Source organism: Burkholderia semiarida, assembly GCF_029268935.1.
GTDB classification, from domain to species: domain Bacteria; phylum Pseudomonadota; class Gammaproteobacteria; order Burkholderiales; family Burkholderiaceae; genus Burkholderia; species Burkholderia semiarida.
In genome coordinates, this window is the sequence record NZ_JAHLCL010000008.1 from 1,366,261 (window position 1) to 1,388,243 (window position 21,983).

Annotated in this window: 20 protein-coding genes; 13 read left to right on the top strand and 7 right to left on the bottom strand. The window is 67.6% G+C overall.

The features are described from left to right. Nucleotides 1–54: 54 nt before the first annotated feature. Nucleotides 55–954: a peptidoglycan DD-metalloendopeptidase family protein gene (locus KPB06_RS29375; RefSeq protein WP_275906024.1), complete on the bottom strand. Its 900-nt coding sequence runs from the start codon at nucleotides 952–954 to the stop codon at nucleotides 55–57. 495 nt (nucleotides 955–1,449) lie between these two features. Between KPB06_RS29375 and KPB06_RS29380 the strand changes: the two genes are divergently transcribed. The 3 genes from KPB06_RS29380 (at nucleotide 1,450) to KPB06_RS29390 (ending at nucleotide 2,977) form a co-directional block, all read left to right on the top strand. Next, a complete protein-coding gene (locus KPB06_RS29380; protein ID WP_275905789.1) occupies nucleotides 1,450–2,346 on the top strand; it encodes a LysR substrate-binding domain-containing protein in 897 nt (298 codons plus the stop codon). Nucleotides 2,347–2,392: 46 nt separating this feature from the next. Next, the gene (locus KPB06_RS29385) at nucleotides 2,393–2,779 is read left to right on the top strand and encodes an ester cyclase (RefSeq protein ID WP_226223050.1); all 387 of its coding nucleotides are present in this window, start codon (nucleotides 2,393–2,395) and stop codon (nucleotides 2,777–2,779) included. A gap of 69 nt (nucleotides 2,780–2,848) precedes the next feature. Beyond that, nucleotides 2,849–2,977, top strand: a complete 129-nt coding sequence (locus KPB06_RS29390) for a hypothetical protein (protein WP_256940235.1) — start codon at nucleotides 2,849–2,851, stop codon at nucleotides 2,975–2,977. An 84-nt stretch (nucleotides 2,978–3,061) separates the two neighbouring features. Here the strand turns inward: KPB06_RS29390 and KPB06_RS29395 are convergent, their stop codons facing one another. Both KPB06_RS29395 and KPB06_RS29400 read right to left on the bottom strand, forming a co-directional pair. Further along, nucleotides 3,062–3,802: a sulfite exporter TauE/SafE family protein gene (locus KPB06_RS29395; RefSeq protein WP_104012736.1), complete on the bottom strand. Its 741-nt coding sequence runs from the start codon at nucleotides 3,800–3,802 to the stop codon at nucleotides 3,062–3,064. Nucleotides 3,803–3,933: 131 nt separating this feature from the next. Next, nucleotides 3,934–4,935 (bottom strand): aldo/keto reductase, encoded by a 1,002-nt coding sequence (locus KPB06_RS29400; RefSeq protein ID WP_104012735.1) that lies wholly within the window; start codon nucleotides 4,933–4,935, stop codon nucleotides 3,934–3,936. A gap of 141 nt (nucleotides 4,936–5,076) precedes the next feature. Here KPB06_RS29400 and KPB06_RS29405 point away from each other — a divergent pair, with 141 nt between their 5' ends. Then, a complete protein-coding gene (locus tag KPB06_RS29405) occupies nucleotides 5,077–5,988 on the top strand; it encodes a LysR family transcriptional regulator (RefSeq protein ID WP_104012734.1) in 912 nt (303 codons plus the stop codon). A 40-nt stretch (nucleotides 5,989–6,028) separates the two neighbouring features. On the opposite strand, the gene KPB06_RS29410 is transcribed toward KPB06_RS29405, so the two are convergent. Further along, the gene (locus tag KPB06_RS29410; protein ID WP_275905788.1) at nucleotides 6,029–7,183 is read right to left on the bottom strand and encodes a porin; all 1,155 of its coding nucleotides are present in this window, start codon (nucleotides 7,181–7,183) and stop codon (nucleotides 6,029–6,031) included. A 381-nt stretch (nucleotides 7,184–7,564) separates the two neighbouring features. Between KPB06_RS29410 and KPB06_RS29415 the strand changes: the two genes are divergently transcribed. The 3 genes from KPB06_RS29415 to KPB06_RS29425 all read left to right on the top strand — a co-directional run bounded on the left by KPB06_RS29415 (nucleotide 7,565) and on the right by KPB06_RS29425 (nucleotide 10,605). Next, on the top strand, nucleotides 7,565–8,662 hold the full coding sequence (locus KPB06_RS29415) for an OpgC domain-containing protein (protein ID WP_060310813.1): 1,098 nt from the start codon (nucleotides 7,565–7,567) through the stop codon (nucleotides 8,660–8,662). Between the two features lie 61 nt (nucleotides 8,663–8,723). Further along, nucleotides 8,724–9,608: an alpha/beta hydrolase gene (locus tag KPB06_RS29420; protein WP_275920563.1), complete on the top strand. Its 885-nt coding sequence runs from the start codon at nucleotides 8,724–8,726 to the stop codon at nucleotides 9,606–9,608. Nucleotides 9,609–9,846: 238 nt separating this feature from the next. Then, on the top strand, nucleotides 9,847–10,605 hold the full coding sequence (locus tag KPB06_RS29425) for an SDR family oxidoreductase (RefSeq protein ID WP_104012733.1): 759 nt from the start codon (nucleotides 9,847–9,849) through the stop codon (nucleotides 10,603–10,605). Between the two features lie 106 nt (nucleotides 10,606–10,711). Here KPB06_RS29425 and KPB06_RS29430 read toward each other — a convergent pair whose 3' ends face one another. Further along, the gene (locus tag KPB06_RS29430) at nucleotides 10,712–11,086 is read right to left on the bottom strand and encodes a hypothetical protein (protein ID WP_059639618.1); all 375 of its coding nucleotides are present in this window, start codon (nucleotides 11,084–11,086) and stop codon (nucleotides 10,712–10,714) included. A gap of 318 nt (nucleotides 11,087–11,404) precedes the next feature. Between KPB06_RS29430 and KPB06_RS29435 the strand changes: the two genes are divergently transcribed. From KPB06_RS29435 to KPB06_RS29455, 5 genes are all read left to right on the top strand, one after another. Continuing rightward, complete coding sequence (locus KPB06_RS29435; RefSeq protein WP_059584956.1) at nucleotides 11,405–12,328, top strand: LysR family transcriptional regulator; 924 nt, start codon at nucleotides 11,405–11,407, stop codon at nucleotides 12,326–12,328. Nucleotides 12,329–12,349: 21 nt separating this feature from the next. Next, nucleotides 12,350–13,024 (top strand): response regulator transcription factor, encoded by a 675-nt coding sequence (locus KPB06_RS29440; protein ID WP_059584955.1) that lies wholly within the window; start codon nucleotides 12,350–12,352, stop codon nucleotides 13,022–13,024. 154 nt (nucleotides 13,025–13,178) lie between these two features. Beyond that, nucleotides 13,179–16,433: an efflux RND transporter permease subunit gene (locus tag KPB06_RS29445; protein WP_059584954.1), complete on the top strand. Its 3,255-nt coding sequence runs from the start codon at nucleotides 13,179–13,181 to the stop codon at nucleotides 16,431–16,433. Continuing rightward, nucleotides 16,423–17,628 (top strand): efflux RND transporter periplasmic adaptor subunit, encoded by a 1,206-nt coding sequence (locus tag KPB06_RS29450; protein WP_059584953.1) that lies wholly within the window; start codon nucleotides 16,423–16,425, stop codon nucleotides 17,626–17,628. The genes KPB06_RS29445 and KPB06_RS29450 overlap by 11 nt, the downstream gene beginning before the upstream one ends. Beyond that, the gene (locus KPB06_RS29455) at nucleotides 17,621–19,081 is read left to right on the top strand and encodes an efflux transporter outer membrane subunit (RefSeq protein ID WP_059584952.1); all 1,461 of its coding nucleotides are present in this window, start codon (nucleotides 17,621–17,623) and stop codon (nucleotides 19,079–19,081) included. The genes KPB06_RS29450 and KPB06_RS29455 overlap by 8 nt, the downstream gene beginning before the upstream one ends. A 90-nt stretch (nucleotides 19,082–19,171) precedes the next feature. Here KPB06_RS29455 and KPB06_RS29460 read toward each other — a convergent pair whose 3' ends face one another. Then, complete coding sequence (locus tag KPB06_RS29460) at nucleotides 19,172–20,347, bottom strand: porin (RefSeq protein ID WP_059585127.1); 1,176 nt, start codon at nucleotides 20,345–20,347, stop codon at nucleotides 19,172–19,174. A 321-nt stretch (nucleotides 20,348–20,668) separates the two neighbouring features. On the opposite strand from KPB06_RS29460, the gene KPB06_RS29465 reads away from it, so the two are divergent. Next, nucleotides 20,669–20,941 (top strand): DUF4148 domain-containing protein, encoded by a 273-nt coding sequence (locus KPB06_RS29465; protein WP_059584951.1) that lies wholly within the window; start codon nucleotides 20,669–20,671, stop codon nucleotides 20,939–20,941. 324 nt (nucleotides 20,942–21,265) lie between these two features. On the opposite strand, the gene KPB06_RS29470 is transcribed toward KPB06_RS29465, so the two are convergent. Further along, nucleotides 21,266–21,949: a response regulator transcription factor gene (locus tag KPB06_RS29470; RefSeq protein ID WP_059585126.1), complete on the bottom strand. Its 684-nt coding sequence runs from the start codon at nucleotides 21,947–21,949 to the stop codon at nucleotides 21,266–21,268. Between the last annotated feature and the right edge of the window lie 34 nt (nucleotides 21,950–21,983).

The window sequence follows — 21,983 nt, forward strand, 5'->3', positions numbered from 1 at the left end:
TGAACACCTAGCGTAGCAGCGACCGCCGCCGCGTTCCAGCGCGACGGCCGCGCTTCACCCTTGCGACGAAGGCAGGTACGGCATCGGGTTCACCGGCTTGCCGTCGCGTCGCACCTCGAACAGCAGCGCGACACGCGAGTTGTCGAGGTCGCCCATCTCGGCGATCGCATCGCCCTGATGCACGATGTCGCCCGTCTTCACGAGCAGCTTGCGGTTGTGTGCATAGGCGGTCAGGAAATCCGCGTTGTGCTGCACGATGATCAGGCTGCCGTAATCGTTCAGGCCGGTGCCCGCATACATCACCCGGCCGTCGGCCGCGGCGCGAACCGGGTCGCCTGGCCGGCCGGCGATCTGGATGCCGCGGTTCTGCCCGGGCCGGAACCCTTCGACGATCTTGCCGGTTGCGGGCCACTTCAGCGCGACGCCGCCCGCATGGCGCTTCGTTTCCTTGACGACCTGGCGGTCGCTCGCGGTCGACGCGGTGGCCTGCGAAGTGGCTTGCGGATTGGCCGGCGAAGCGGCCTGATTATCCGCCGCGCCATTGCCCGCCACAGCCTGCGTGCCGGCCGCGCCCGCGGGCGGCAGCGGCTGCTGCTTGACGATGCGCAGGACCTGCCCCATGCGCAGCCTGCCGTTCGCGGCCAGCTTGTTCCAGGTGCGCAAGTCGGCCACGCTGCAATCGTTCGCGGATGCGATGCCCGTCAGCGTGTCGCCGCGCTTCACGACGTACTTTTTCGCGACGAGAATCGGCGCGGCCGGCATAGGCGCGGCCGGCTTAGGCGCGGCCGGCATCGGTCCGGCCGACGGCGCGGCAGGCCGGCTCGAATCGGAAGGCTGCCCCGCCAGCGTGTCGCTCGGCGCAACGGACTGCGTACTTGCACAACCGGCCATGACGAGCACGGCGGCCAGGCCCGACAGCCACGCCGCCTTGCGGTGAATCTCGCGCGTTTTCATGGACGATCCGACTCCGGTTTGACAATCTTTCAAGCATCTCAAAAACGGAACGGCCGACGTGTAACCGGATGCAAACAATGATGACAAACGATCACGGAGCGGATGCCGGCCGGCATGCGTTACCGGTAATACGGTCCGATCCGGAAAAACTTGATGGTCCTTTCGGAGAAAAACGGAAGAATTTTCGTCGCAAAAAACTATGGCAACTCCATTTTCATAGACAAACGCGCGACGTTCATCGCAACCATGCGACGAATTGGGCCCCGGCCCACGCGACGCCGACGCACAGGAACAGCAGATGCAGCGCGATCTTGAACGACACGCCCCATGACGAATCGATCCGCATGACGGGCTCCCCGGTTGATGTGCGTTCATGATCGGCCATCGATCGCGCCCCGGAAATGCGGAAGCGGCGAACCGGGTCTCAGGCCAACCCTGAGACCGCCGCCGCGGTTCCTGCTAACTTATCGGCCATTCCCCCATCGCCTTGCCATCATGCGCTTCGACCTGACCGACCTGCGGCTCTTCCTGAACATCTGCGAGGCCGGCACGATCACGAGCGGCGCCGAACGCACGCACATCACGCTGCAGGCGGCGAGCGAGCGCATTCGCGGGATGGAGGACGAACTGGGCGTGCCGCTGCTGCACCGGACCAAGTCGGGCGCGCAGGCGACCGATGCGGGCCGCGCGCTCGAACACCACGCGCGCACCGTGCTGCAGCAGATCGATCACATGCGCGGCGAACTGCAGCAATACGGCCAGGGGCTGCGCGGCCATATCCGGCTGCTGTGCAACACCGCATCGCTGAGCGAATACCTGCCCGACGCACTGGCCGATTACCTGCCGCGCCATCCGAAGCTGTCGATCAGCGTCGAGGAACGCTCGAGCCAGGAGATCGTGCATGCGATCCGCAACAAGACGGCCGAGATCGGCATCGTCGCCGATTCGGTCGGCCTCGGCGGGCTCGAACAAAAGCCGTTCCGCGAAGACTGGCTGATCGTCGTCGTGCCGGCCGCGCATCCGCTCGCGTCGCACGACAAGATCGCGTTCGACGACATCGCGGGCGAAGACTTCATCGGCCTCACCGACGGCAGCGCGCTGCAGGTGCATCTCGCCGACCAGGCGCGCGCGCTCGGCAAGCGGATCCGCTATCGCGTGCAATTGAAGAGCTTCGACGCGATCTGCCGCGTGATCGCGAGCGGCGTGGGCATCGGCATCGTGTCGCGGCATGCGGCCGAGCGCGCGATGCAGACGATGGACGTGCGGCTCGTCGAGCTGTCCGATCCGTGGAGCCATCGGAAACTGACGCTCTGCGCGCGGTCGTTCGACACGCTGCCGAAGTACACGCGCGAATTCGTCGCGTTTTTGTCGGGCGACGCGCCGCCGCGGTAACGCGCGCCACATTCGACTCACCCGATCGACATACGGAGACATGGCCATGACCGATACCGATCTCGCCACCCGCTATCGCGCGTATATCGACTGCCTGAACCGGCAGGACTGGCCGTCGCTCGGCGAATACGTATCGGACGACGTGATCCACAACGACCGGCCGCTCGGCCTCGCCGGTTATCGCGCGATGCTGGAACAGGACTTCCGCGACATCCCCGATCTGCGTTTCGAGATCCGGCTGCTCGTGTGCGAGCCGCCGCGCGTCGCGTGCCGCCTTCGCTTCACGTGTTCACCGAAAGGGACGTTCATGGGGCTCGCCATCGACGGCCGCAAGGTCACGTTCGCCGAGAACGTGTTCTACGAATTTCACGAAGGCAAGATCCGCCAGGTGTGGTCGGTGATCGACAAGGCGGCGATCGAGAAGCAGCTTTGACGTCGTCGGAACGGCAGGCCGTCGCGCGCGCCGGCCTGCGCTCGGCCTCGCACACCGATACGCCGAGCGGTGAACGGCACGACGAATCCGCTGTCGACGCTGCCGGTCGGGCAACTGCCTTCGAACGTCGCGTGCACGCCGAAGCCGGTCACACTCGGCGCGGGCGCGACTCGCACGGTCGGGTGGAAACTGAAGTAGCCGATCCGGCGTGAGGCGCGTGACCGGGATCCCGTGACGGCTCGCGAAACCGGCTTCGGGACCATTCGGCGCCCGGCTACACGTTCACCACCACCCTGCCCCCGCCATATACGCGCCCAGTACAACCAGCCCGACGAAGAAGCAACGCTTGAACATCTTCTCGCTCATCACGCGCCGCGCATATTGGCCGCCGGCCATTCCCGCCAGCGCGGGCACGAGCGCGAGCGCCGACACGCCGAGATCGACCGTCTGCAATGCGCCCGTCACACGCAACTGCAGGCCGAGCACGATCGTCGACGCGGTAAACGACAGCCCGAGCGCCTGGATCAGATCGTCCTTGGACAGCCGCAGCGCCTGCAGGTACGGCACGGCCGGTACGACGAACACGCCGGTCGCGGCCGTCACGACGCCCGTCAGGTAGCCGACCACGGCCGACAGCCATTTTTCGTGGCGCCCCGGCGCGGGCAACCGTGCGGCCGCCAGCCCCCATAGCCCGTAAAGCACCAGCACCACGCCGAGCGCCGCGTGCGTCCACGTGCTGCCGGCCGCAAGCGCCGGCAACCCGCCCGTCAGCGTGCCGACCGTCAGGCCGGCGAGCAGCGGCCACAGCCGGCGCAGCAGCGCGCCGAACGACGGGCCGAGCCACAGCTGCCACACGTTGGTGATGAACGACGGGACGAGCAGCAGACTTGCCGCGGCCGACGGCGGCATCGCGAGCGTCAGCAGCCCCATCGCGATCGTCGGCAGCCCGAGACCGATCATGCCCTTCACCGCGCCGGCCAGCAGGAAAACCAGCACGACGATCGTCAGCGTATGCATTTGCATGGAGGCATTCCGTCCGTTGAGTACGGCGCCGATGGTGCCCGCCTGCGATGCCGCCCGCCATCTGGTTTTGCCTGAGGCTGGCTCGGGCCCGCCGGACGGAGCGCTCAGGCGCGTCCATCCGGCCCCGTGAATCACCCCCGGCCCTGCTCGCTGTCGAGGTGCGCCATCTGCGCGGCCGGATAGCGCTCGCCGGCAGCCGCCCCGGCGGGGACCGCCGCTTCGATACGCGCGAGGTCGTTGACCGTTAGTTGCAATTCAGTCGCCAGCAAACCGTCCTGCAATTGCGTGCGTTTGCGGGCGCCGACCAGCGGCACGATGTCGGCGCCGCGCGACAGTACCCACGCGATCGCGACCTGCGCCGGATTGCTGCCCTTCTCGTCGGCGATCGCGCGCAGCGCGTCGACGAGCGCGAGGTTGTGCGCGAGATTCTCGCCCTGGAAGCGCGGGCTCGCCGCGCGGAAATCGCGCTCGCCCTGCCGCGCCGCCGTCCAGCGCCCGCCGAGCAGCCCGCGCGACAGCACGCCGTAGGCCGTCACGCCAATGCCGAGCGCGCGGCACACGGGCAGGATCTCGGCCTCGATCCCGCGCGACAGCAACGAGTACTCGATCTGCAGATCGGCGATCGGCGCGACGGCGGCCGCGCGGCGGATCGTGTCCGCGCCGGCTTCGGACAGCCCGATATGGCGCACGTACCCTGCCTTCACGAGATCGGCGATCGCGCCGACCGTTTCCTCGATCGGCACCGCCGGATCGACGCGGGCCGGGCGATAGATGTCGAGGTAATCGGTGCCGAGCCGCTTCAGCGAATACGCGACGAAGTTCCGGATCGCCGCGGGCCGCGCGTCGTAGCCGGCAAACCCGCCGGCCGGATCGCGCAGCGCGCCGAATTTCACGCTGATGCGCACCTGGTCGCGCGTACGGCCGCGCAGCGCGTCGCGAATCAGCATCTCGTTATCGCCCATCCCGTAGAAATCGCCGGTGTCGAGCATCGTGATGCCGTGGTCGAGCGCCGCGTGCAGCGTCGCGATGCTTTCGTCGCGATCGGCCGGCCCGTAGAAATCCGACATCCCCATGCAGCCGAGCGCGATCGCCGATACCTGCGGGCCCGTGCGGCCCAGTTGACGCATGTCCATGTCCGTTTCCTTCAAATGGTGAGTGGATGGAACGGATTCTGGCCGCGTGACGCCGCGCGATAAACGCGAAACGCTCCACCAAACCATTCGACGCTGATTAACAATGGAGCCTGTTCCTTTCCCGCCAAGGTTCTCGCCCGCATGGATCATCTGCAAGCAATGCGCATCTTCGCGCGCGTCGCCCATCTCGGCAGCTTCACGAAAGCGGCCGAGCAACTCCAGCTGCCGCGCCCGACGGTCAGCAACGCCGTCCAGTATCTGGAAAAGCACCTGAAGGTCCGGCTGCTGCAACGCACGACGCGGCGCGTCGCGCTGACCGCCGAGGGCGCGACCTACTACGAGCGCTGCGTGCGGTTGCTGGCCGATCTCGACGACGCGGAAACGCTGTTCGAGGACGCCGGCGCGTCGCCGCGCGGCGTGATCCGCGTCGACCTGCCCGAACGTTTCGCGCTGAATCACGTGATTCCGGCGCTGCCGGATTTCCACGCGCGCTACCCCGACCTGCGCATCGTGATCAGCACGACCGACCGCTTCGTCGATCTCGTCGCGGACGGCATCGACTGCGCGGTGCGGGTCGGCGTGCTGTCCGACACGTCGCTCGTCGCGCGGCGCGTCGGCGAGATGGCCCAGATCAACTGCGCGTCGCCCGCCTATCTCGCGCGCCACGGCACGCCGCGCTCGCCGGACGATCTGCCGGACCACGTCGCGGTCGGTTATTTTTCGAGCCGCACGGGCCGCGAACTGGACTGGGAATATGCGGACATGGATTCGGGCGAGATGCGCACCGTCAAAATGCACAGCGTCGTGTCGGTCAACAGCTCGCAGGCGTATCTCGCGTGCTGCGTCGCGGGCCTCGGGCTGATCCAGGCGCCGCGCGACGGGCTCGCGCCGCTGCTCGCCGACGGTTCGCTGGTCGAGGTGCTGCCGGAATGGAATGCGGCGCCGCTGCCCGTGGCGGTGGTGTTCCCGACCGGCCGGCACCTGGCGCCGCGCGTGCGGATCTTCGTCGACTGGCTCGCGGAAACGCTCGGCGGCACGCACCAAGCGGACTGACGGCGGCCGTGCCGGGGCATGCGCCCCGACGCCGGCGCACTCAGAACTTGTGGCGGATCGCGGCGCGCACCGAGAACTGGTTCGACGACGACGACGGGCCGTCCGTCCCGACGACGTAGCCGCCGTCGGCCGCCGTGCCCGTCTTGTCGCCAGCCACCTTCTGCCACGCGCCCTGCAGGTACACGTCGGTGCGCTTCGACAGGCTGTAGTCGGCCATCAGGCCGACCGTGTGGTACTTCGGCTTGAACGAGCCGGCCGCGGCGTCGTACTTGCCGTCCGTGTACACGTACTGCGCGCCGAGGTAGAAATCGGGCGTGAGCTGGTACTTGCCGTTGACTTCGAAGTTCTGGAACTTCGTCGCGGTCAGCCCGAGGCCGGCGAACGTCGACGCCGGCAGGTAGACCGTCGATACCGGGTTCTTCACGTCGGTCTTCGTATAGACGAAGCCGACCGTGGCCGGGCCGAACGTATAGTTGAGGCCGCCGCCGAAGATGCGCAGCCGATCGGCGACGAAGTTCGCGTCGTCGGCCGCGATCGCGCCCGCGTTGCCGATGCCCGGATTGTTCGCCTGCAGGTACGCGGCGGCGACTTGCAGCCCGGCGAGCGAATACTGCGCGCCGATGCTGTACTGGCGGTTGTTCGAGAAGCCCGTGCTGTTGCTGAAGCTGTACGTGCCGCCCAGCGTCAGGCCGTTCCAGTCGGGGCTTGCGTACTTGACCGTGTTGTTGACGCGAAACGAGTTGTCCGTGTTGTCGTTGTCGAACGGGTGCGAGAACAGCGTGCCGCCCCAGTTGCCGTTCGCGGTCAGCGGCGCGAGATAGTCGACGACGGAATCGTACTGGCGGCCGAAAGTCAGCGTGCCGAAGCGCGACTCCGACAGCCCGACGAACGCCTGACGGCCGAACATGCGACCGCCCTGGCCGAGCCGGCCGTTATTCACGTCGAAACCGTTTTCCAGCGTGAAGATCGCCTTCAGCCCGCCGCCGAGATCCTCGCTGCCCTTCAGGCCCCACCGGCTGCCCTGCGCATAGCCGCTCGCGAGCTGGTAGTTGGTCTTTCCGACCCCATTGACGTTGACGTTGTTCGTGTAATTGAAGCCTTCGTCGATCAGGCCGTACAGCGTCACGCTGTTCTCGGCAAAGGCCGGCGCGGCGCAAGCGGCGAGCGCGGCGGCAAAAATGGCGTGCTTCTTCATGACGAATCTCCGGAGCCGGGGGCCGGGCGGGCCAAACGCCCGGCGCATGTTCGATCTGTTGTATGTGTGGCCCGCAGGGCGGACGACGCGGTGTGCGGCCGCGTGAGGACAAAATGGTGTCACGTCGGAAATCGTCCGTCCATCGGGTACCGGTCATCGCGCGCAAAGCGTTGCGCTCGTCCAACTGCCGGGTTGCGCGCACGGCCCGACCGCGCTTGTCGGCGGCGGCAGGCCGGCCCGCCATCCGCGTAAACCCGATGGGCGCCGCATCGGTGGCACAATGCGCATCCGTTCGCCATTTCTTCACGAAGTCATGCTTGACCCCGATTCATGCGCGGCGCGTGCCGGCCGTAACCGCGGCCCGCGCCGAAAGGCGCTCCGATGAGCGCGCCGGCCCGGGCCGGCCGCTACGCCGAGCTCGATTTCTTCCGCGGCCTCGTGCTGCTCGTCATCGTCGTCGACCACATCGGCGGCAGCATCCTGTCGCGCGTGACGCTGCACGCGTACGCGCTGTGCGACGCGGCCGAGGTGTTCGTGTTCCTCGGCGGCTTCGCGACCGCCATTGCGTACAACTCGCTCGCCGAGCGGCACGACGAAGCCGCCGCGCGCCAGCGCTTCATCCGGCGTGCGTTCGAGATCTACCGCGCGTTCCTCGTGACGGCCGGCCTGATGCTGCTGATCACCGCCGCGCTGAATGCGCTGGCGATCGACGGCCCGAACATGCCGACCAACGATCTCGACGGGCTGCTGCACAAGCCGCTCGCCGCGCTGCGCGACATCCTGCTGTTCCGCCGCCAGCCGTACCTCGCGTCGGTGCTGCCGATGTACGCGTTCTTTGCGCTGCTCGTCCCGCTCGCGCTGCCGCTCGCGCGCACGCAGCCGTGGCTGATGCTCGCGTTCAGCGGATCGCTGTGGTACGCGGCGCCGCACGTCGCGCGCTTCTTGCCGACCGTCGAAGGCGCACCGTGGGATTTCAACCCGTTCGCGTGGCAGTTCCTGTTCGTGCTCGGCGTGATCGCGCGCTGCCAGCCCGTCTACCAGACCCTCGCGCCCAGGCCGCAGGGCTGGCTGCTGACGGCCGCGTCGCTCGCGGTCGTCGCGGCGGGCGCATACTACCGGCTGCGCATCGAGCCGTTCCCGACCGATCCGTCGATCAAGCAGAACCTCGGCGCGCTGCGACTCGTGAACTTCCTCGCGATCGCGTGGCTCGCCGCCAAGCTCGTGCACCTCGGCTGGATGAAGAAGGTCGCGCACGCGATGCCGTGGATCGGCACGATCGGCCGGCAGGGACTGCTGTGCTTCGTCGCGGGCACCGGCATCTCGCTCGCGGTGGATTCGCTGCTCTACCAGGCGACCGAAGGCTATCTCGACGTGCCGCTCGGGCTGGCAGCCGACGCCGTCGCGATCGGGCTGCTGTATCTCGTCGCCAAGCTCTACGGGCCGCTCGTCGCGCGGCTGCCGTTCCGTTCGCGGCCATGACGCGCCGCGCCGTCATGCGCCGCTGCGACGATAGCCGGCGCCTCTCCTGAAACGATTCGCCATGCGCCGACTCGCCCTTCCGTTCGCCCTCGCCCTGATCGCCGGCGCCATCGCCACCGCCCATGCCACGCCGCCGGCGCCCGCGGCCGCGGTATCGCCCGCGCCGCCTGCCGTGCAGACCGCGACGACGCCGTCGGCCGCGCAGGAGCCGTCGGTCAATCCGGGCAGCAGCGTCGTGCTGCGCACGTTCCGCTCGGCGTCGCTGAAACGCGACTGGTCGTACACGGTCTACCTGCCGCCCGGCTACAACCCGGAAGGCGCGCGCTACCCGGTGATGTACCTGCTGCACGGCAACGCGGGCAACGCGAACGACTGGGTCACGCAGGGCCGGCTGCAGGCCACCGCCGACACGCTGATCGAACGCCACGACATCCCGCCCGTCGTGATCGTGATGCCGCAAGGCGGCACCGACTGGTACGTCGACCGCAAGGAGAAGATGCAGAGCGCGTTCCTCAACGACCTGCTGCCGGAAGTCGAAGCGCACTTCGCGGTGTCGAACCAGCGCGCGGGGCGCGCGATCGGCGGCGTGTCGATGGGCGGCTTCGGCGCGCTGCGCTTCTCGCTGCTAGAGCCGGGGCTGTTCTGCGGCGCGATGCTGCTGAGCCCCGCGATCTATGCGAACGAGCCGCCGCTCAATTCCGCCGCGCGCTACGTCGGCGTATTCGGCGACCGGCAGTTCGATCCGCGCGTGTGGCACGAGCTCAATTACCCGGCGCTGCTGCGCGGCTATTTCGCGCGCAACTGGCGCGTGCCGATGTTCATCGCGGCCGGCGACGACGACCTGACGATCCAGGCGGAATCGAGCGTGCTGTACACACAGCTGCGCCGGGCGCAGAACCCGGCCGAGCTGCGCATCGTCGACGGCGGGCATATGTGGGACGTGTAGCGCGGGTTGCTCGGGCCGGGGTTGAAGTATGCGCTGGAGTGTGTGAAGTGACGGCCGGCGGGGCGTTGCTCCGCCTTGCCGCTCGCTCGGCTCCGCGTTGAGCGAAAGCCACGGTATCCAGCGTGCGCTTCACGATGTCGCTTGAATCCGTACCCGCCGCATTTCGACTACATTGCCAAAGTGGCGATGCCATCGGTCGTCGCCTGCCTCCCCTACTCGACCCGCAGGAAATCAAGCCATGTCTGACTCGAAGAAATTCGCCGCCGTCACGGGCGCCGGCTCCGGCATCGGTCGCGCAGCGGCCGTCGCGCTCGCCCAGGCCGGTTTCACCGTCGCGCTGCTCGGGCGCACGGAGGCGTCGTTACGCGAAACCCGGGACGCCATCCGCACCGCCGGCGGCGACGCGCAGGTATTTCCCGCCGACGTGACCGACGAAGCATCGGTCGACCACGCGTTCGCGCAGATCGCACAGCAATTCGGCCGGCTCGACGTCCTGTTCAACAACGCCGGCCGCAACGCCCCGGTCGTTTCCCTCGGCGACTACGAACTCGACGTATGGAACAGCGTCGTCGCGACGAACCTGACCGGCGTCTTTCTGTGCGCGCGGGCCGCGTGGCGGCTGATGAAGGCGCAAACGCCGCAGGGTGGCCGAATCATCAACAACGGCTCGATCTCGGCGCACGCGCCGCGCCCCGACACGATCGCGTACACGGCGACCAAGCACGCGGTGACCGGGATCACCAGGTCGCTCGCGCTGGACGGTCGCCGGTACAACATCGCGTGCGGCCAGATCGACATCGGCAACGCGGCCACGTCGCTCACGGAACGGATGACGCAAGGCGTCCCGCAAGCGAACGGCAGCCTGGCGCCGGAAGCGCGGATGGACGTCGCGCATGTCGCGAACGCGATCGTCCAGATGGCGAATCTGCCGCTCGATACGAACATACTGAACATGACGATCATGGCGACCGCGATGCCGTTCGTCGGTCGCGGGTAACACGCGCCGCGGTCCGCGCCGGAAGGCAGCGTTCACGTACGGGCGGCGACCGCACCGCGCCGTCGCGACGGCGCTGAATGCGAGCCCGTCGCGACGCAGATTGGTTTCAGTGAGGCAGGCCGATCGCCTGCCGCTCGTCCTCGAGCAGTTGCGTCAACGAACCGTGCAACCGCTCAACGCTGTGCGGCGGTAGCGCGAAGCTTGCCCATCCGAGCCCGCTGTGACGCAGCAACAGCACCGCGCCGCCCTGCAGCGGATGGCGTTCGGCATACCAGCAGGGGTCCATTTCGGTCACGAATGGCTGCTCGTGCGGCGGACGTTCCGGCACGGCAGGCTGCATCGACGCGCGCAGCAGGCTCAAGTACTGGATGACTGCGTCCACGTCTTCCGGATCGAGCACTGCCGCGCCACGCTCGATCGACATCAGCACGACGAGCTTGCCATGCTCCTCGATCATCTTGATGCTCAACGGTTGTGCCATCTTCGTCGTCCTTGCCGCGGTTACGAGATCTCATTATCGACCTCGGTACAGGCTGGCCGCCTGAAGATTTGTGATCCATGCATGAATCTTTTTTTAGAAATCTTCAGAAAGCGCGTCGCGCTGTCGTCCATCCGACTCCACCGCTTTCTAAACGAAATTTCATCCGGCCAGCACCGTTTTTTTAGCGTCCCGCCCACGCGTGCCTTCCATAATGGATTCGCTGCCCGCCCCCGGCAGGCGCAGCGCGATGCGTCGACGCAGCCCGCCGAAGACGGACGCGCCGCCCCGTATTTCCGGCAAATCCACTCCTCGCCGATCATGAACCAACTGCAAGCGATGCGTGTCTTCACGCGTGTGGTCGAGTTGTCGAGCTTCAGTCTCGCCGCACGTCAGCTCGGCATGTCGGCCGCCGCGGTCACGCGCAGCGTCGGCATGCTCGAGGCCCATCTGAACATGCGCCTGTTGAACCGGACCACGCGCAGCCTGTCGCTCACCGAGCCGGGCCGCGAATACCTCGACGGCTGCCGCGCGATCATCGAGAAGCTCGACGAGATCGAATCGAACCTCGCGCAGGTCAATCGCGATCCGCACGGTACGCTGCGCATCGCCGCGTCGGCCACCTCGGTTGCGGCGGGGCTGTGCACGCTGCTGTCCACGTATCGCATCGCGCATCCGCGCGTGCGATTCGACGTGACGACGTTCGATATCCAGGTCGACATGGTGGAAGGCGGCTACGACGTGTGCTTCTGTGACGATCACCGCCTCGTCAACTCGACCTTCGTGTCGCGGACGTTGACGAGCGTGCGCGACGTGGTCGTCGCGTCCCCCAACTACCTCGCGCGGCACGGCACGCCTGTCGAGCCGGTCGAACTGAACACGCATAGCCTGCTGACCGTGTCGAACGGCGCCGCGCGCAACTGGGAGTTCTCGGCTACCGACGGCGCCTGCCGCATCTATACCGGCAATGCGCTGGCATCGACCAGCAACACGATGGTGCGGATCGCGGCACTCAATCACATGGGTATCGCGCAATTGCCGCATCCGCTCGTGGCCGACGATCTCGCACGCGGCACGTTGGTGCCGATTCTCGAACGCTACGAAGCGAACGGCGGCCCGCGCCGCCTCTCGATGCTCTACCCGAGCCGCAATTATCTGTCCACGAAAGTGCGCAGCTTCATCGACTACGTGGTCGACCACTATCGCACGCCCGGGCGCATCGCCATGCAGCTTGCCGCTGCGTGACTTCGCCGGGTCGCGCACGCCATGGCACATATCCTGACGATCGAAGACGATCCGCTGATCGCGGATCGCATCGCGCACACGCTGCGTGCCGAAGGCCACCAGATCGACGTCGCGCGCACCGGCCGCGACGGCATGGCCCGCGCGATGAGCGCGCACTACGACGTCGTGACGCTCGATCGCATGTTGCCCGACCTCGACGGGCTGACGATCCTCGCGACGATGCGCGGCGTCGGCCTCGATACGCCGGTGCTCGTGATGAGTGCGATGTCCGACGTCAATCAGCGTATCCAGGGGCTGCGCGCCGGCGGCGACGACTACCTCGTCAAGCCGTTCTCGCTCGAAGAAATGTGCGCGCGCATCGACGTGCTGATTCGCCGGCGGCCGCGCGGCACGCACGTCGACACGGTGCTGCGCGCCGGCGAGCTGGAGCTCGACCTGGTGCGGCGACGCGCGACGCTCGGCGCGCACGAGCTCGCGCTGCTGCCGACCGAGTCCCGCGTGCTCGAATTCATGATGCGCAACGCCGGCCGCGTGCTCACGCGCACGATGATCTTCGAAGCCGTGTGGGGGTGCCGTTTCGATCCCGGCACGAACCTGATCGACGTGCACGTCGGCCGCCTGCGCAAGAAGGTGAACCGGCCTGGCGCCGCGCCGCTGATCCGCACGATCCGCGGCTCGGGCTACCTGCTCGGTTGAGTCCGTCCGCCACTTAAAACTTGTTTCATCTTTTTAGCGACCCGCTGTTAGGGGCTGCTCCGCAGAATGCGGTCATCGGATGCGCATCGGTATTTTCCCGAAGACGCGCACGTCCGGCTCTTCTTCACGACGCTTTTGAACGGAGCAGCACCTCATGCTGAAAATTGTCCGGCTCGCGCTCACGCGGCCCTATACGTTCGTCGTACTGGCGCTGCTGATTCTGATCGCGGGCCCGCTCGCGGCGATCCGAACGCCCATCGACATCTTTCCGGACATCCGCATTCCGGTGATCAGCGTCGTGTGGAACTACGCCGGCCTGCAGCCGGACGACATGTCCGGACGCGTGATCACGTACTACGAGCGCACGCTCGGCACGACGGTGAACGACGTCCAGCATATCGAGTCGCAATCGTTCCGCGGCTACGGCATCGTGAAGATCTTCTTCCAGCCGACCGTCGATATCCGCACGGCGACCGCGCAGGTCACGTCGATCTCGCAGACCGTGCTCAAGCAGATGCCGCCCGGCACCACGCCGCCGCAGATCCTCAACTACAACGCATCGACCGTGCCCGTGCTGCAGATCGCGCTGACCAGCAACACGCTCGACGAACAGAAGCTGGGAGATTACGCGGTCAACTTCATTCGGCCGCAGTTGCTGTCGGTGCCCGGCGTCGCGATTCCGACGCCGTACGGCGGCAAGACACGCGAAGTACAGATCGACCTCGACCCGCAGGCGCTGCAGTCGAAAGGGCTGTCGGCGCAGGACGTCGCGCACGCGCTCGCGCAGCAGAATCAGATCATCCCGGCCGGCACGCAGAAGATCGGCCGCTTCGAATACAACATCAAGCTCAACAACAGCCCGCTCTCGCTCGACGCGTTGAACGACCTGCCGATCAAGTCGGTCGGCGGCACGACGATTTATATCCGCGACGTCGCCCATGTGCGCGACGGCTATCCGCCCCAAGGCAACATCGTGCGCGTGGACGGCCGCCGCGCGGTGCTGATGAGTATCCTGAAGAACGGCTCCGCATCGACGCTCGACATCATCGCCGGCGTGAAGGCGAAGCTGCCGCTGGTCGAACAGACGCTGCCGCCGGGCCTGAAGCTCGTCACGATGGGCGACCAGTCGACCTTCGTGAACGGCGCCGTGAGCGGCGTGGCGCGCGAAGGCATCATCGCCGCCGCGCTGACCTCGCTGATGATCCTGCTGTTCCTCGGCTCGTGGCGTTCGACGCTGATCATCGCCGCGTCGATCCCGCTGGCCGTGCTGTCGGCGATCGCGCTGCTCGCGGCCACCGGCGAGACGCTCAACGTGATGACGCTCGGCGGCCTTGCGCTCGCGGTCGGGATCCTCGTCGACGATGCGACGGTGACGATCGAGAACGTGAACTGGCACCTCGAACAGGGCAAGGACACGCGCACCGCGATCGTCGACGGCGCGAAACAGATCGTGATGCCGGCGCTCGTCTCGCTGCTGTGCATCTGCATCGTGTTCGTGCCGATGCTGATGCTCGACGGCATCTCGCGCTTTCTGTTCGTGCCGATGGCCAAGGCGGTGATCTTCTCGATGGTGTCGTCGTTCGTGCTGTCGCGCACCTTCGTGCCGATGCTCGCGCAATACCTGCTCAAGCCGCACGCATCGGCCGGCCACGCGTCGGGCGAACTGGCCGCGGTGATGGATCCGCACGCGGGCCATGCCGGCGCGCACGAGGTCCCGCCGTCGCGCAATCCGCTGGTGCGCTTCCAGCGCGCATTCGAGCGCCGCTTCGAAGCCGTGCGCGCGTCGTACCGGATCCTGCTGGGCCTCGCGCTCACGCGCCGCAAGCCGTTCGTCGTCGCCTTCCTCTGCATCGTGGCCGCGTCCTTCCTGCTCGCGCCGTCGCTCGGTCGCAACTTCTTCCCGACCATCGACTCCGGCGAGATCGCGCTGCACGTGCGCGCGCCGGTCGGCACGCGTGTCGAGGAAACCGCCGCCGAACTCGACCGCATCGAAAACACGATCCGCGGCGTGATTCCACCCGCGCAGTTGCGCGAAGTGATCGACAACATCGGCCTGCCGAACAGCGGGATCAACCTGACCTACAACAACAGCGGCACGCTCGGGCCGCAGGACGGCGACATCCTGATCTCGCTGTCGCGCGATCACGCGCCGACCGCCGACTACGTGCGCACGCTGCGCGAACGCCTGCCGCGCGCCTATCCGGGCACCACGTTCTCGTTCCTGCCCGCCGACATCGTCAGCCAGATCCTCAACTTCGGCGCACCGGCCCCGGTCGACCTGCAGGTGGCCGGCCCCAACCAGCAGGCCAACCTCGCCTATGCGCGCGAGCTGTACCGCAAGCTGCGCCTGATCGCGGGCGTCGCCGACCCGCGCATCCAGCAGGCCAGCACCTATCCGCAATTCACGGTGACGGTCGACCGCACGCGCGCCGACCAGCTCGGCATCACCGAGCAGGACGTGACGAACTCGGTGGTCGCGACGCTGGCCGGCACCAGCCAGGTCGACCCGACCTACTGGCTCAATCCGCGCAACGGCGTGTCCTATCCGATCGTCGCGCAAACGCCGCAGTACAGGATGACCACGCTGTCGGCGCTGCAGAACCTGCCGGTCACCAGCGCGAACGGCCAGTCCCAGCTGCTGGGCGGTCTGGCCACGATCACGCGCGGCGTCGGCAACGCGGTGGTGTCACACTACAACATCGAGCCGCTGTTCGACATCTACGCGACCACCCAGGGACGCGACCTCGGCGCGGTCGCGGCCGACATCGACGATATCGTCAAGGCCACCGCGAAGGACGTGCCCAAGGGCTCGACCGTCACGCTGCGCGGCCAGGTGCAGACCATGAACGGCGCGTTCGCCGGCCTGCTGCTCGGCCTCGTGGGCGCGATCGTGCTGATCTACCTGCTGATCGTCGTGAACTTCCACTCGTGGGCCGACGCATTCGTGATCGTCTCGGCGCTGCCGGCGGCGCTGGCCGGCATCGTCTGGATGCTGTTCACCACGCATACGCCGCTGTCGGTGCCGGCGCTGACCGGCGCGATCCTGTGCATGGGTGTCGCCACCGCCAACTCGATCCTCGTCGTCAGTTTCGCGCGCGAGCGCCTGGCCGAAACCGGCAACGCGCTGGCCTCCGCGCTCGAGGCCGGGTTCACGCGCTTCCGCCCGGTGCTGATGACCGCGCTCGCGATGATCATCGGCATGGCGCCGATGGCGCTCGGCCTCGGCGACGGCGGCGAGCAGAACGCGCCGCTCGGCCGCGCGGTGATCGGCGGCCTCGCATGCGCGACGATCGCGACGCTGTTCTTCGTTCCCGTCGTGTTCAGCCTCGTGCATCGGCGCGATGCGCTCAAGCACGACGGTTCCCGCGCTTCCTCCCCTTCCGCGTCCGGAGCTTCCCATGTCCACTGAGATCGATATCAAGTCGCCGAAACGGCTGCCCAACCTCAAGCTCGTCGCCACGCTCACCGCGCTGATCGCGGTCGGCATCGTGGCGACCGGCATCGTCGGCCGCGCGCACGCGAAACAGGAAATGACGACCTGGTCCGCCGAGCAAGCGGTGCCGACCGTGGTCGCGTACACGCCGTCGACCGGCGGCGACGGCGCCACGCTCGTGCTGCCCGGCCATTTGTCCGCATTCGAGAGCGCGCCGATCCATGCGCAGGTGTCGGGCTACCTGCATGCGTGGTACACCGATATCGGCGCGCACGTGAAGTCGGGGCAACTGCTCGGGCTGATCGATACGCCCGAGCTCGATCAGCAACTGCTGCAGGCGCGCGCCGATCTGCAGAGTTCGCTCGCCAACGAGAAGCTTGCCGCGTCCACGGCCGCGCGCTGGAAGAGGATGCTCGCGCAGGATTCGGTGTCGCAGCAGGAAACCGACGAGAAGACCAGCGACCTCGCGGCCAAGCAGGCGATCGTCGCCGCCAACGAGGCCAACGTGCGGCGCCTCGAGGCGCTGGAGGCGTTCAAGCGCATCGTCGCGCCGTTCGACGGCGTCGTCACCGCACGCAAGACCGACATCGGCCAGTTGATCTCGGCCGGCGGCGGCGCCGGCCCGGAGCTGTTTGCCGTGTCCGACGTGCACCGGATGCGCGTCTACGTGAGCGTGCCGCAGAACGAGGCCGCCGCGATCCGGCCCGGCATGACGGCCACACTGACCGTGCCGGAGCATCCGGGCGAGACCTTCCGGGCGACGCTCGCCGACACCGACGACTCGATCGCCGATTCGACCGGCACGCTGCTCGTGCAGTTGATGGTCGACAACCCCGACGGCAAGCTGATTCCCGGCGAATACACCGAGGTGCATTTCGCGCTGCCGGCCGGCAGCAGCCACGTGCTGACGATTCCGGCCAGTTCGTTGATCTTCCGGCAGGCCGGCCTGCAGGTCGCCGTGGTCGGCAAGGACGATCGCGCGGTATTCAAGCCCGTGACGATCGCGACCGACCTCGGCACGCACGTGCAGATCGCGACCGGCCTCGCGCCGGACGATCGCGTGATCGACAACCCGCCCGACTCGCTCGCTGCCGGCGATCCGGTCAGGCTCGCGGCGCCAGCTCGCACCGTCGCGTCGGCCGCGCGCGATACGGAGCGTGCGCATGGCTAACCGGCTTCGGCTTTGCGCGATGCTCGCCGGCGTCGCGTTCCTCTGCGCGTGCTCGTTCGCACCTGCCTATCATGCGCCGCACCCCGCGCTGCCGGCCAGCTTCAAGGAAGCGGGCGGCTGGCAGCCCGCGAAGCCGGCCGACCGCATCGCGCGCGACGGCTGGTGGAAGGCGTTCCGCGATCCCGTGCTCGACCGGCTCGAAGCACGGGTGGCCGCGGCCAACCCCGACGTGGCCGCGGCCGTGGCCCGACACGACGAGGCAACCGCGCTGTTCGATCAGGCGCGCTCGGGCCTGTTCCCGACCATCGGCCTCGGCGCGCAGGTCTCGAGCAACCGTCAGTCGGCCATGCGGCCGTTGCGCGGCTCGAACCAGCCGAACGTCTATGGCGACAACACGCTCGACGCCGGCTTCGACTACGACCTCGACCTGTGGGGCAAAGTCCGCAACGAAGTCGCGGCCGGGCGCGCCGACGCACAGGCCAGCGCCGACGATCTCGCGTCGGTCCGACTGAGCTTGCAGGCCAGCCTCGCGAGCGCGTACTTCAGCCTGCGCGGGCTCGATCAGCAGCAACAGTTGCTGGCCGATACGATCGACACGTATCAGCGCGCGCTGCGCCTGACGATGAGTCGGCACGCAGGCGGCATCGCGTCCGATCTCGACGTGTCGCGCGCGCGGACGCAGCTCGATTCGGCCCGTGCGTCGGCCGAGGACGTACGGGCGCGGCGCGCGCTCTACGAGCACGCGATCGCGACGCTCACGGGTGTACCGGCATCGTCGTTCTCGCTGGCGCCGGATTTGAACGCGGCTTATCTGCCGGCGATTCCGGCCGGCATTCCCGCGACGCTGCTGCAGCGGCGCCCCGACGTCGCGGCCGCCGAGCGCCGCATGGCTGCCGCCAACGCGAAGATCGGCGTGGTGCGCGCGGCGTTCTTCCCCGACGTCACGCTCGGGCTGGTCGGCGGGTATCAAAGCTCGGGCCTCGGCCATTGGCTCCGTGCGCCGAACGAGATCTGGTCGATCGGGCCGAGCCTCGCGCTGACGCTGTTCGACGGCGGCCGGCGCCAGGCGCTCACCGACCAGGCGCGCGCGCAGCTGGCCGAGAACGGCGCGAAATACCGCGCGGTGGTGCTCGACGCGTGCCAGCAGGTAGAAGACAACCTCGCCCTCACGCACCACCTGGGCGACGAAGCCGAGCGCGAGCAAGAAGCGCTCGACGCGGCCGAACGCACGTTGCAGCTGTCGATGTCGCGCTACCGGGACGGCGTCGTCAGCTATCTCGACGTGGTGACGGCGCAGACCACCGAACTCGATACGAAGGTTGCGATGCTGGAGCTGGACACGCGCCGGCAACTGGCGGCGGTGGGGTTGATCGCCGCGCTGGGCGGCGGTTGGTCGACCGATGAAGCCGCATCCGGCGCGCAAGTACCGGCCGCGACGTCGCCCCTTCAATGAACTGAATCCCTTGCGGCATGAACGAGGCGTGTCGCATTTCAAGGCACCCGTCGCGATGACGGGTGCCGTTTTTTACGTCGGCCCGACCGCTCAGAACTTGTGACGGATACCGGCCGCGACCACCGCCTGACGATCGTTGCCCGATGCCGCCAGGTTGAAGATCCCCGCGTGGCCGAGCACCGCGACGCCGTCCGCCCCCGCCACGCGCTGGTACACGCCTTCCAGATAAAGGTCGGTGCGGCGCGACAGCGCATAGTCGGCCTGCAGCATGAGCTGGTTCCACTTCGGCGCGATGCTGCGGCCCGCCTCGTCGAAGCGGCCTTGCGTGAACGTATAGGCGCCGCCCAGCGAGAAAGCCGGCGTGAGGCAATAGCGCGCATTCAGTTCGTAGTTGCTGAAGGTCAGCAACTGGCCGTTCACCGTGCCATACGAACCACCTTGCGACAGTTCTCGCGGGTCGTTCAGGATCGTTCTCGTATAGACCAGGCCGACCGTCGCATGGTCGAACGCATAGTGCGCACCAGCGCCGAACGTGCGCCAGCGGCCGCCGGCCAGCATCGCATCGCCATCCGCGCTGCTCAGCGAACCGCCGGTGTTCTGCGGCTTGTTCACGCCGCCCGGCTGGTCCGACTGCAGGTACGCGACGGCGACGGCGACCGGACCGTTCGCATACTGCGCGCCGACGCTGTACGCGTTGTCGTTGCTGAACCCGCCACCCTGATTGCTGAAGCCGTAAGCGCCGCCGAACGTGAAGCCGCCATAGTTCGCACTGCGGAACTTCACCGCGTTGTTCATGCGTGTGTCGTTGGCGAGGTTGTCGTTGTCGTACGGATGATCGGCGAGGTTGCCGCCGAATCCCGACCCGGTCGCCGACAGCGGCGCGACGAAGTCGACCAGGAAATCGTACTGGCGGCCGAGCGTCACCGTGCCCCACTGGCGGCTCGCGAGGCCGACCCACGCCTGGCGGCCGAACACGTCGCCGCCGTTGCCGAACTTGCCGTTCGCGACGTTGAAGCCGTTCTCGACGGTGAACACGGCCGCGAGGCCGCCGCCGAGATCCTCGTTGCCGCGCAGCCCCCAGCGCGACGTGCTGACGTTGCCGCTCTGCACGCCATAAGCGGGCCCCGCGCCCGCGGCCGATTTCTGGTTGCTGATGTAGTCCAGGCCCGCGTCGATCGTGCCGTACAGCGTCACGCTGCTCTGCGCATGCGCCGCGCTCGCAAGCAGGCATGCGACCGCCGCCGGAATTGCCAGATATGTCTTCATGATGGTTTCGTTGGAGTGGATCGGTCCGATCGCATCGCCGGCCCGGGCGGCGTGGCCGCTCGTGCGCGATGCGATGGCGCCCAATTTAGGCAGCGGGCATGACAGCGCCGTTATCGAAACCGCCCGCAAAATGAAACCCGCTTCATCTTCACGACATACCTGCTTCATGTCTGCGCGAATGCGCGCCGGTTCATGAATTTCTTTTCACGTTGTGCATGCCGATCCGCTAACGTCCCTCCTCTATGCTTGTCCTCAACCCGCGCGGCACCCGCACGCCGCGCCGGGGGATGAACCCAGTCAATCATCATGAGGACTCCCGACATGAAAACCGCCAACATCGTCGCCGCCGCCATGCTCGCCGCGATCGGCACGCTGTCCGCTCCCGCGTTTGCACTGACCGGCAGCCAGCCGATCCACATGTCCCCGGCCGCCACCAAGGACGGCGCGCCCGGCGCTCAGGCTGCCGGCCAGTGGGTGCCGCCTTACGGCCAGCCGATCCACGAGAAGACGCGCGCCGAAGTCCATGCCGAGCTCGTGCAGGCCGAACAGGACGGGCAGCTCAAGTACCTGAACTCCACGCTCTATGCGCATTGAGACGCGTGACGGTGCGGCCGGGCGCGGCGCCCCGCTCACGCGGCCCGCGTCACCAGCGGCGACGCCGCGCGTCCACCCGATTGCTCGCCATCCATGAAGCTTCGTTCGTTGTTCGCTCGTTCTGCCCGTCTCGCGCTCCTGGCGATGGCTGCCTGCGTCGTGTTGTCCGGCTGTGCGTCCGCGCGGCCCGACGGCCCCGGCGATTGCGTCGGCCCAGCCGATTTCTGCGTGCCGTTCTTCGGCTCGTAAACGAACGAGACGGGCGCGCTGCCGGTGGCAGGGCGCCCGTCACGTCATGTTCGTCGCGCGGCCGGAACCGCGCGCTCAGGCGTCCGGCAGCGTTACCTGATAGCCGTAGCGGCTTACCGTATCGATGCGGACGTCGGGCAGATGCCGCGCGAGCTTGCGGCGCAGCCGCGACACCACGAGATTGACGCTCGATGGATCGACATCCTCCTTGTCCTGCCAGACATACCGGATCAACTGGTCGCGTGGCACCGGCGCGTTCGGATGGCGCATCAGGCATTCGAGCAGCAGGAATTCCCGGCGCGTCACGGCGACGCGCAGCTTGCCGTTCTTGAGTTCGCGCGCCAGTGTCTCGACCGCGGACGCACGCGCGACCGGCCGGTCCGCATCGCGCGGCCCCGCGAGCCGCTGCAGCGCCTGCATGCGTTCGTGCAGCTCGATGAACGAATACGGTGCGCAGAAACACGCATCGGCGCCCGCGCGCAGCACATGAATGCGTTCGCGCGCCGACGCCTCGCCGATCAGCACCACGAGCGCGGCGCCGCCGCCGTCGGCAACGAAATGCGGCAGCATCGCGATCAGCGCGGCATCGCCGCCGGGCTCGAACGCGGTCGCGACGATCGCGTCGAACGCCTCCTGCGAGGCGAGGAACAGGCCGTCGCGCGGATCGTCGGCGCGCTGCACGCTGTGCCCGCTTTCCTGCAGCGCCTTGTGCAGCCACGACGCTTCCGGATGCGGCGAAGTCACGAGCAGGACACGCATCGTCAACCGGCCTCGCGGCGGAAATACGCAGGCA

What these genes read in the sequence shown, in the direction of transcription:
- KPB06_RS29375 (WP_275906024.1), bottom strand. Translation starts at nt 954, where the DNA reads ATGAAAACGCGCGAGATTCACCGCAAGGCGGCGTGGCTGTCGGGCCTG.
- KPB06_RS29380 (WP_275905789.1), top strand. Translation starts at nt 1,450, where the DNA reads ATGCGCTTCGACCTGACCGACCTGCGGCTCTTCCTGAACATCTGCGAG.
- KPB06_RS29385 (WP_226223050.1), top strand. Translation starts at nt 2,393, where the DNA reads ATGACCGATACCGATCTCGCCACCCGCTATCGCGCGTATATCGACTGC.
- KPB06_RS29395 (WP_104012736.1), bottom strand. Translation starts at nt 3,802, where the DNA reads ATGCAAATGCATACGCTGACGATCGTCGTGCTGGTTTTCCTGCTGGCC.
- KPB06_RS29400 (WP_104012735.1), bottom strand. Translation starts at nt 4,935, where the DNA reads ATGGACATGCGTCAACTGGGCCGCACGGGCCCGCAGGTATCGGCGATC.
- KPB06_RS29405 (WP_104012734.1), top strand. Translation starts at nt 5,077, where the DNA reads ATGGATCATCTGCAAGCAATGCGCATCTTCGCGCGCGTCGCCCATCTC.
- KPB06_RS29410 (WP_275905788.1), bottom strand. Translation starts at nt 7,183, where the DNA reads ATGAAGAAGCACGCCATTTTTGCCGCCGCGCTCGCCGCTTGCGCCGCG.
- KPB06_RS29415 (WP_060310813.1), top strand. Translation starts at nt 7,565, where the DNA reads ATGAGCGCGCCGGCCCGGGCCGGCCGCTACGCCGAGCTCGATTTCTTC.
- KPB06_RS29420 (WP_275920563.1), top strand. Translation starts at nt 8,724, where the DNA reads ATGCGCCGACTCGCCCTTCCGTTCGCCCTCGCCCTGATCGCCGGCGCC.
- KPB06_RS29425 (WP_104012733.1), top strand. Translation starts at nt 9,847, where the DNA reads ATGTCTGACTCGAAGAAATTCGCCGCCGTCACGGGCGCCGGCTCCGGC.
- KPB06_RS29430 (WP_059639618.1), bottom strand. Translation starts at nt 11,086, where the DNA reads ATGGCACAACCGTTGAGCATCAAGATGATCGAGGAGCATGGCAAGCTC.
- KPB06_RS29435 (WP_059584956.1), top strand. Translation starts at nt 11,405, where the DNA reads ATGAACCAACTGCAAGCGATGCGTGTCTTCACGCGTGTGGTCGAGTTG.
- KPB06_RS29440 (WP_059584955.1), top strand. Translation starts at nt 12,350, where the DNA reads ATGGCACATATCCTGACGATCGAAGACGATCCGCTGATCGCGGATCGC.
- KPB06_RS29445 (WP_059584954.1), top strand. Translation starts at nt 13,179, where the DNA reads ATGCTGAAAATTGTCCGGCTCGCGCTCACGCGGCCCTATACGTTCGTC.
- KPB06_RS29450 (WP_059584953.1), top strand. Translation starts at nt 16,423, where the DNA reads ATGTCCACTGAGATCGATATCAAGTCGCCGAAACGGCTGCCCAACCTC.
- KPB06_RS29455 (WP_059584952.1), top strand. Translation starts at nt 17,621, where the DNA reads ATGGCTAACCGGCTTCGGCTTTGCGCGATGCTCGCCGGCGTCGCGTTC.
- KPB06_RS29460 (WP_059585127.1), bottom strand. Translation starts at nt 20,347, where the DNA reads ATGAAGACATATCTGGCAATTCCGGCGGCGGTCGCATGCCTGCTTGCG.
- KPB06_RS29465 (WP_059584951.1), top strand. Translation starts at nt 20,669, where the DNA reads ATGAAAACCGCCAACATCGTCGCCGCCGCCATGCTCGCCGCGATCGGC.
- KPB06_RS29470 (WP_059585126.1), bottom strand. Translation starts at nt 21,949, where the DNA reads ATGCGTGTCCTGCTCGTGACTTCGCCGCATCCGGAAGCGTCGTGGCTG.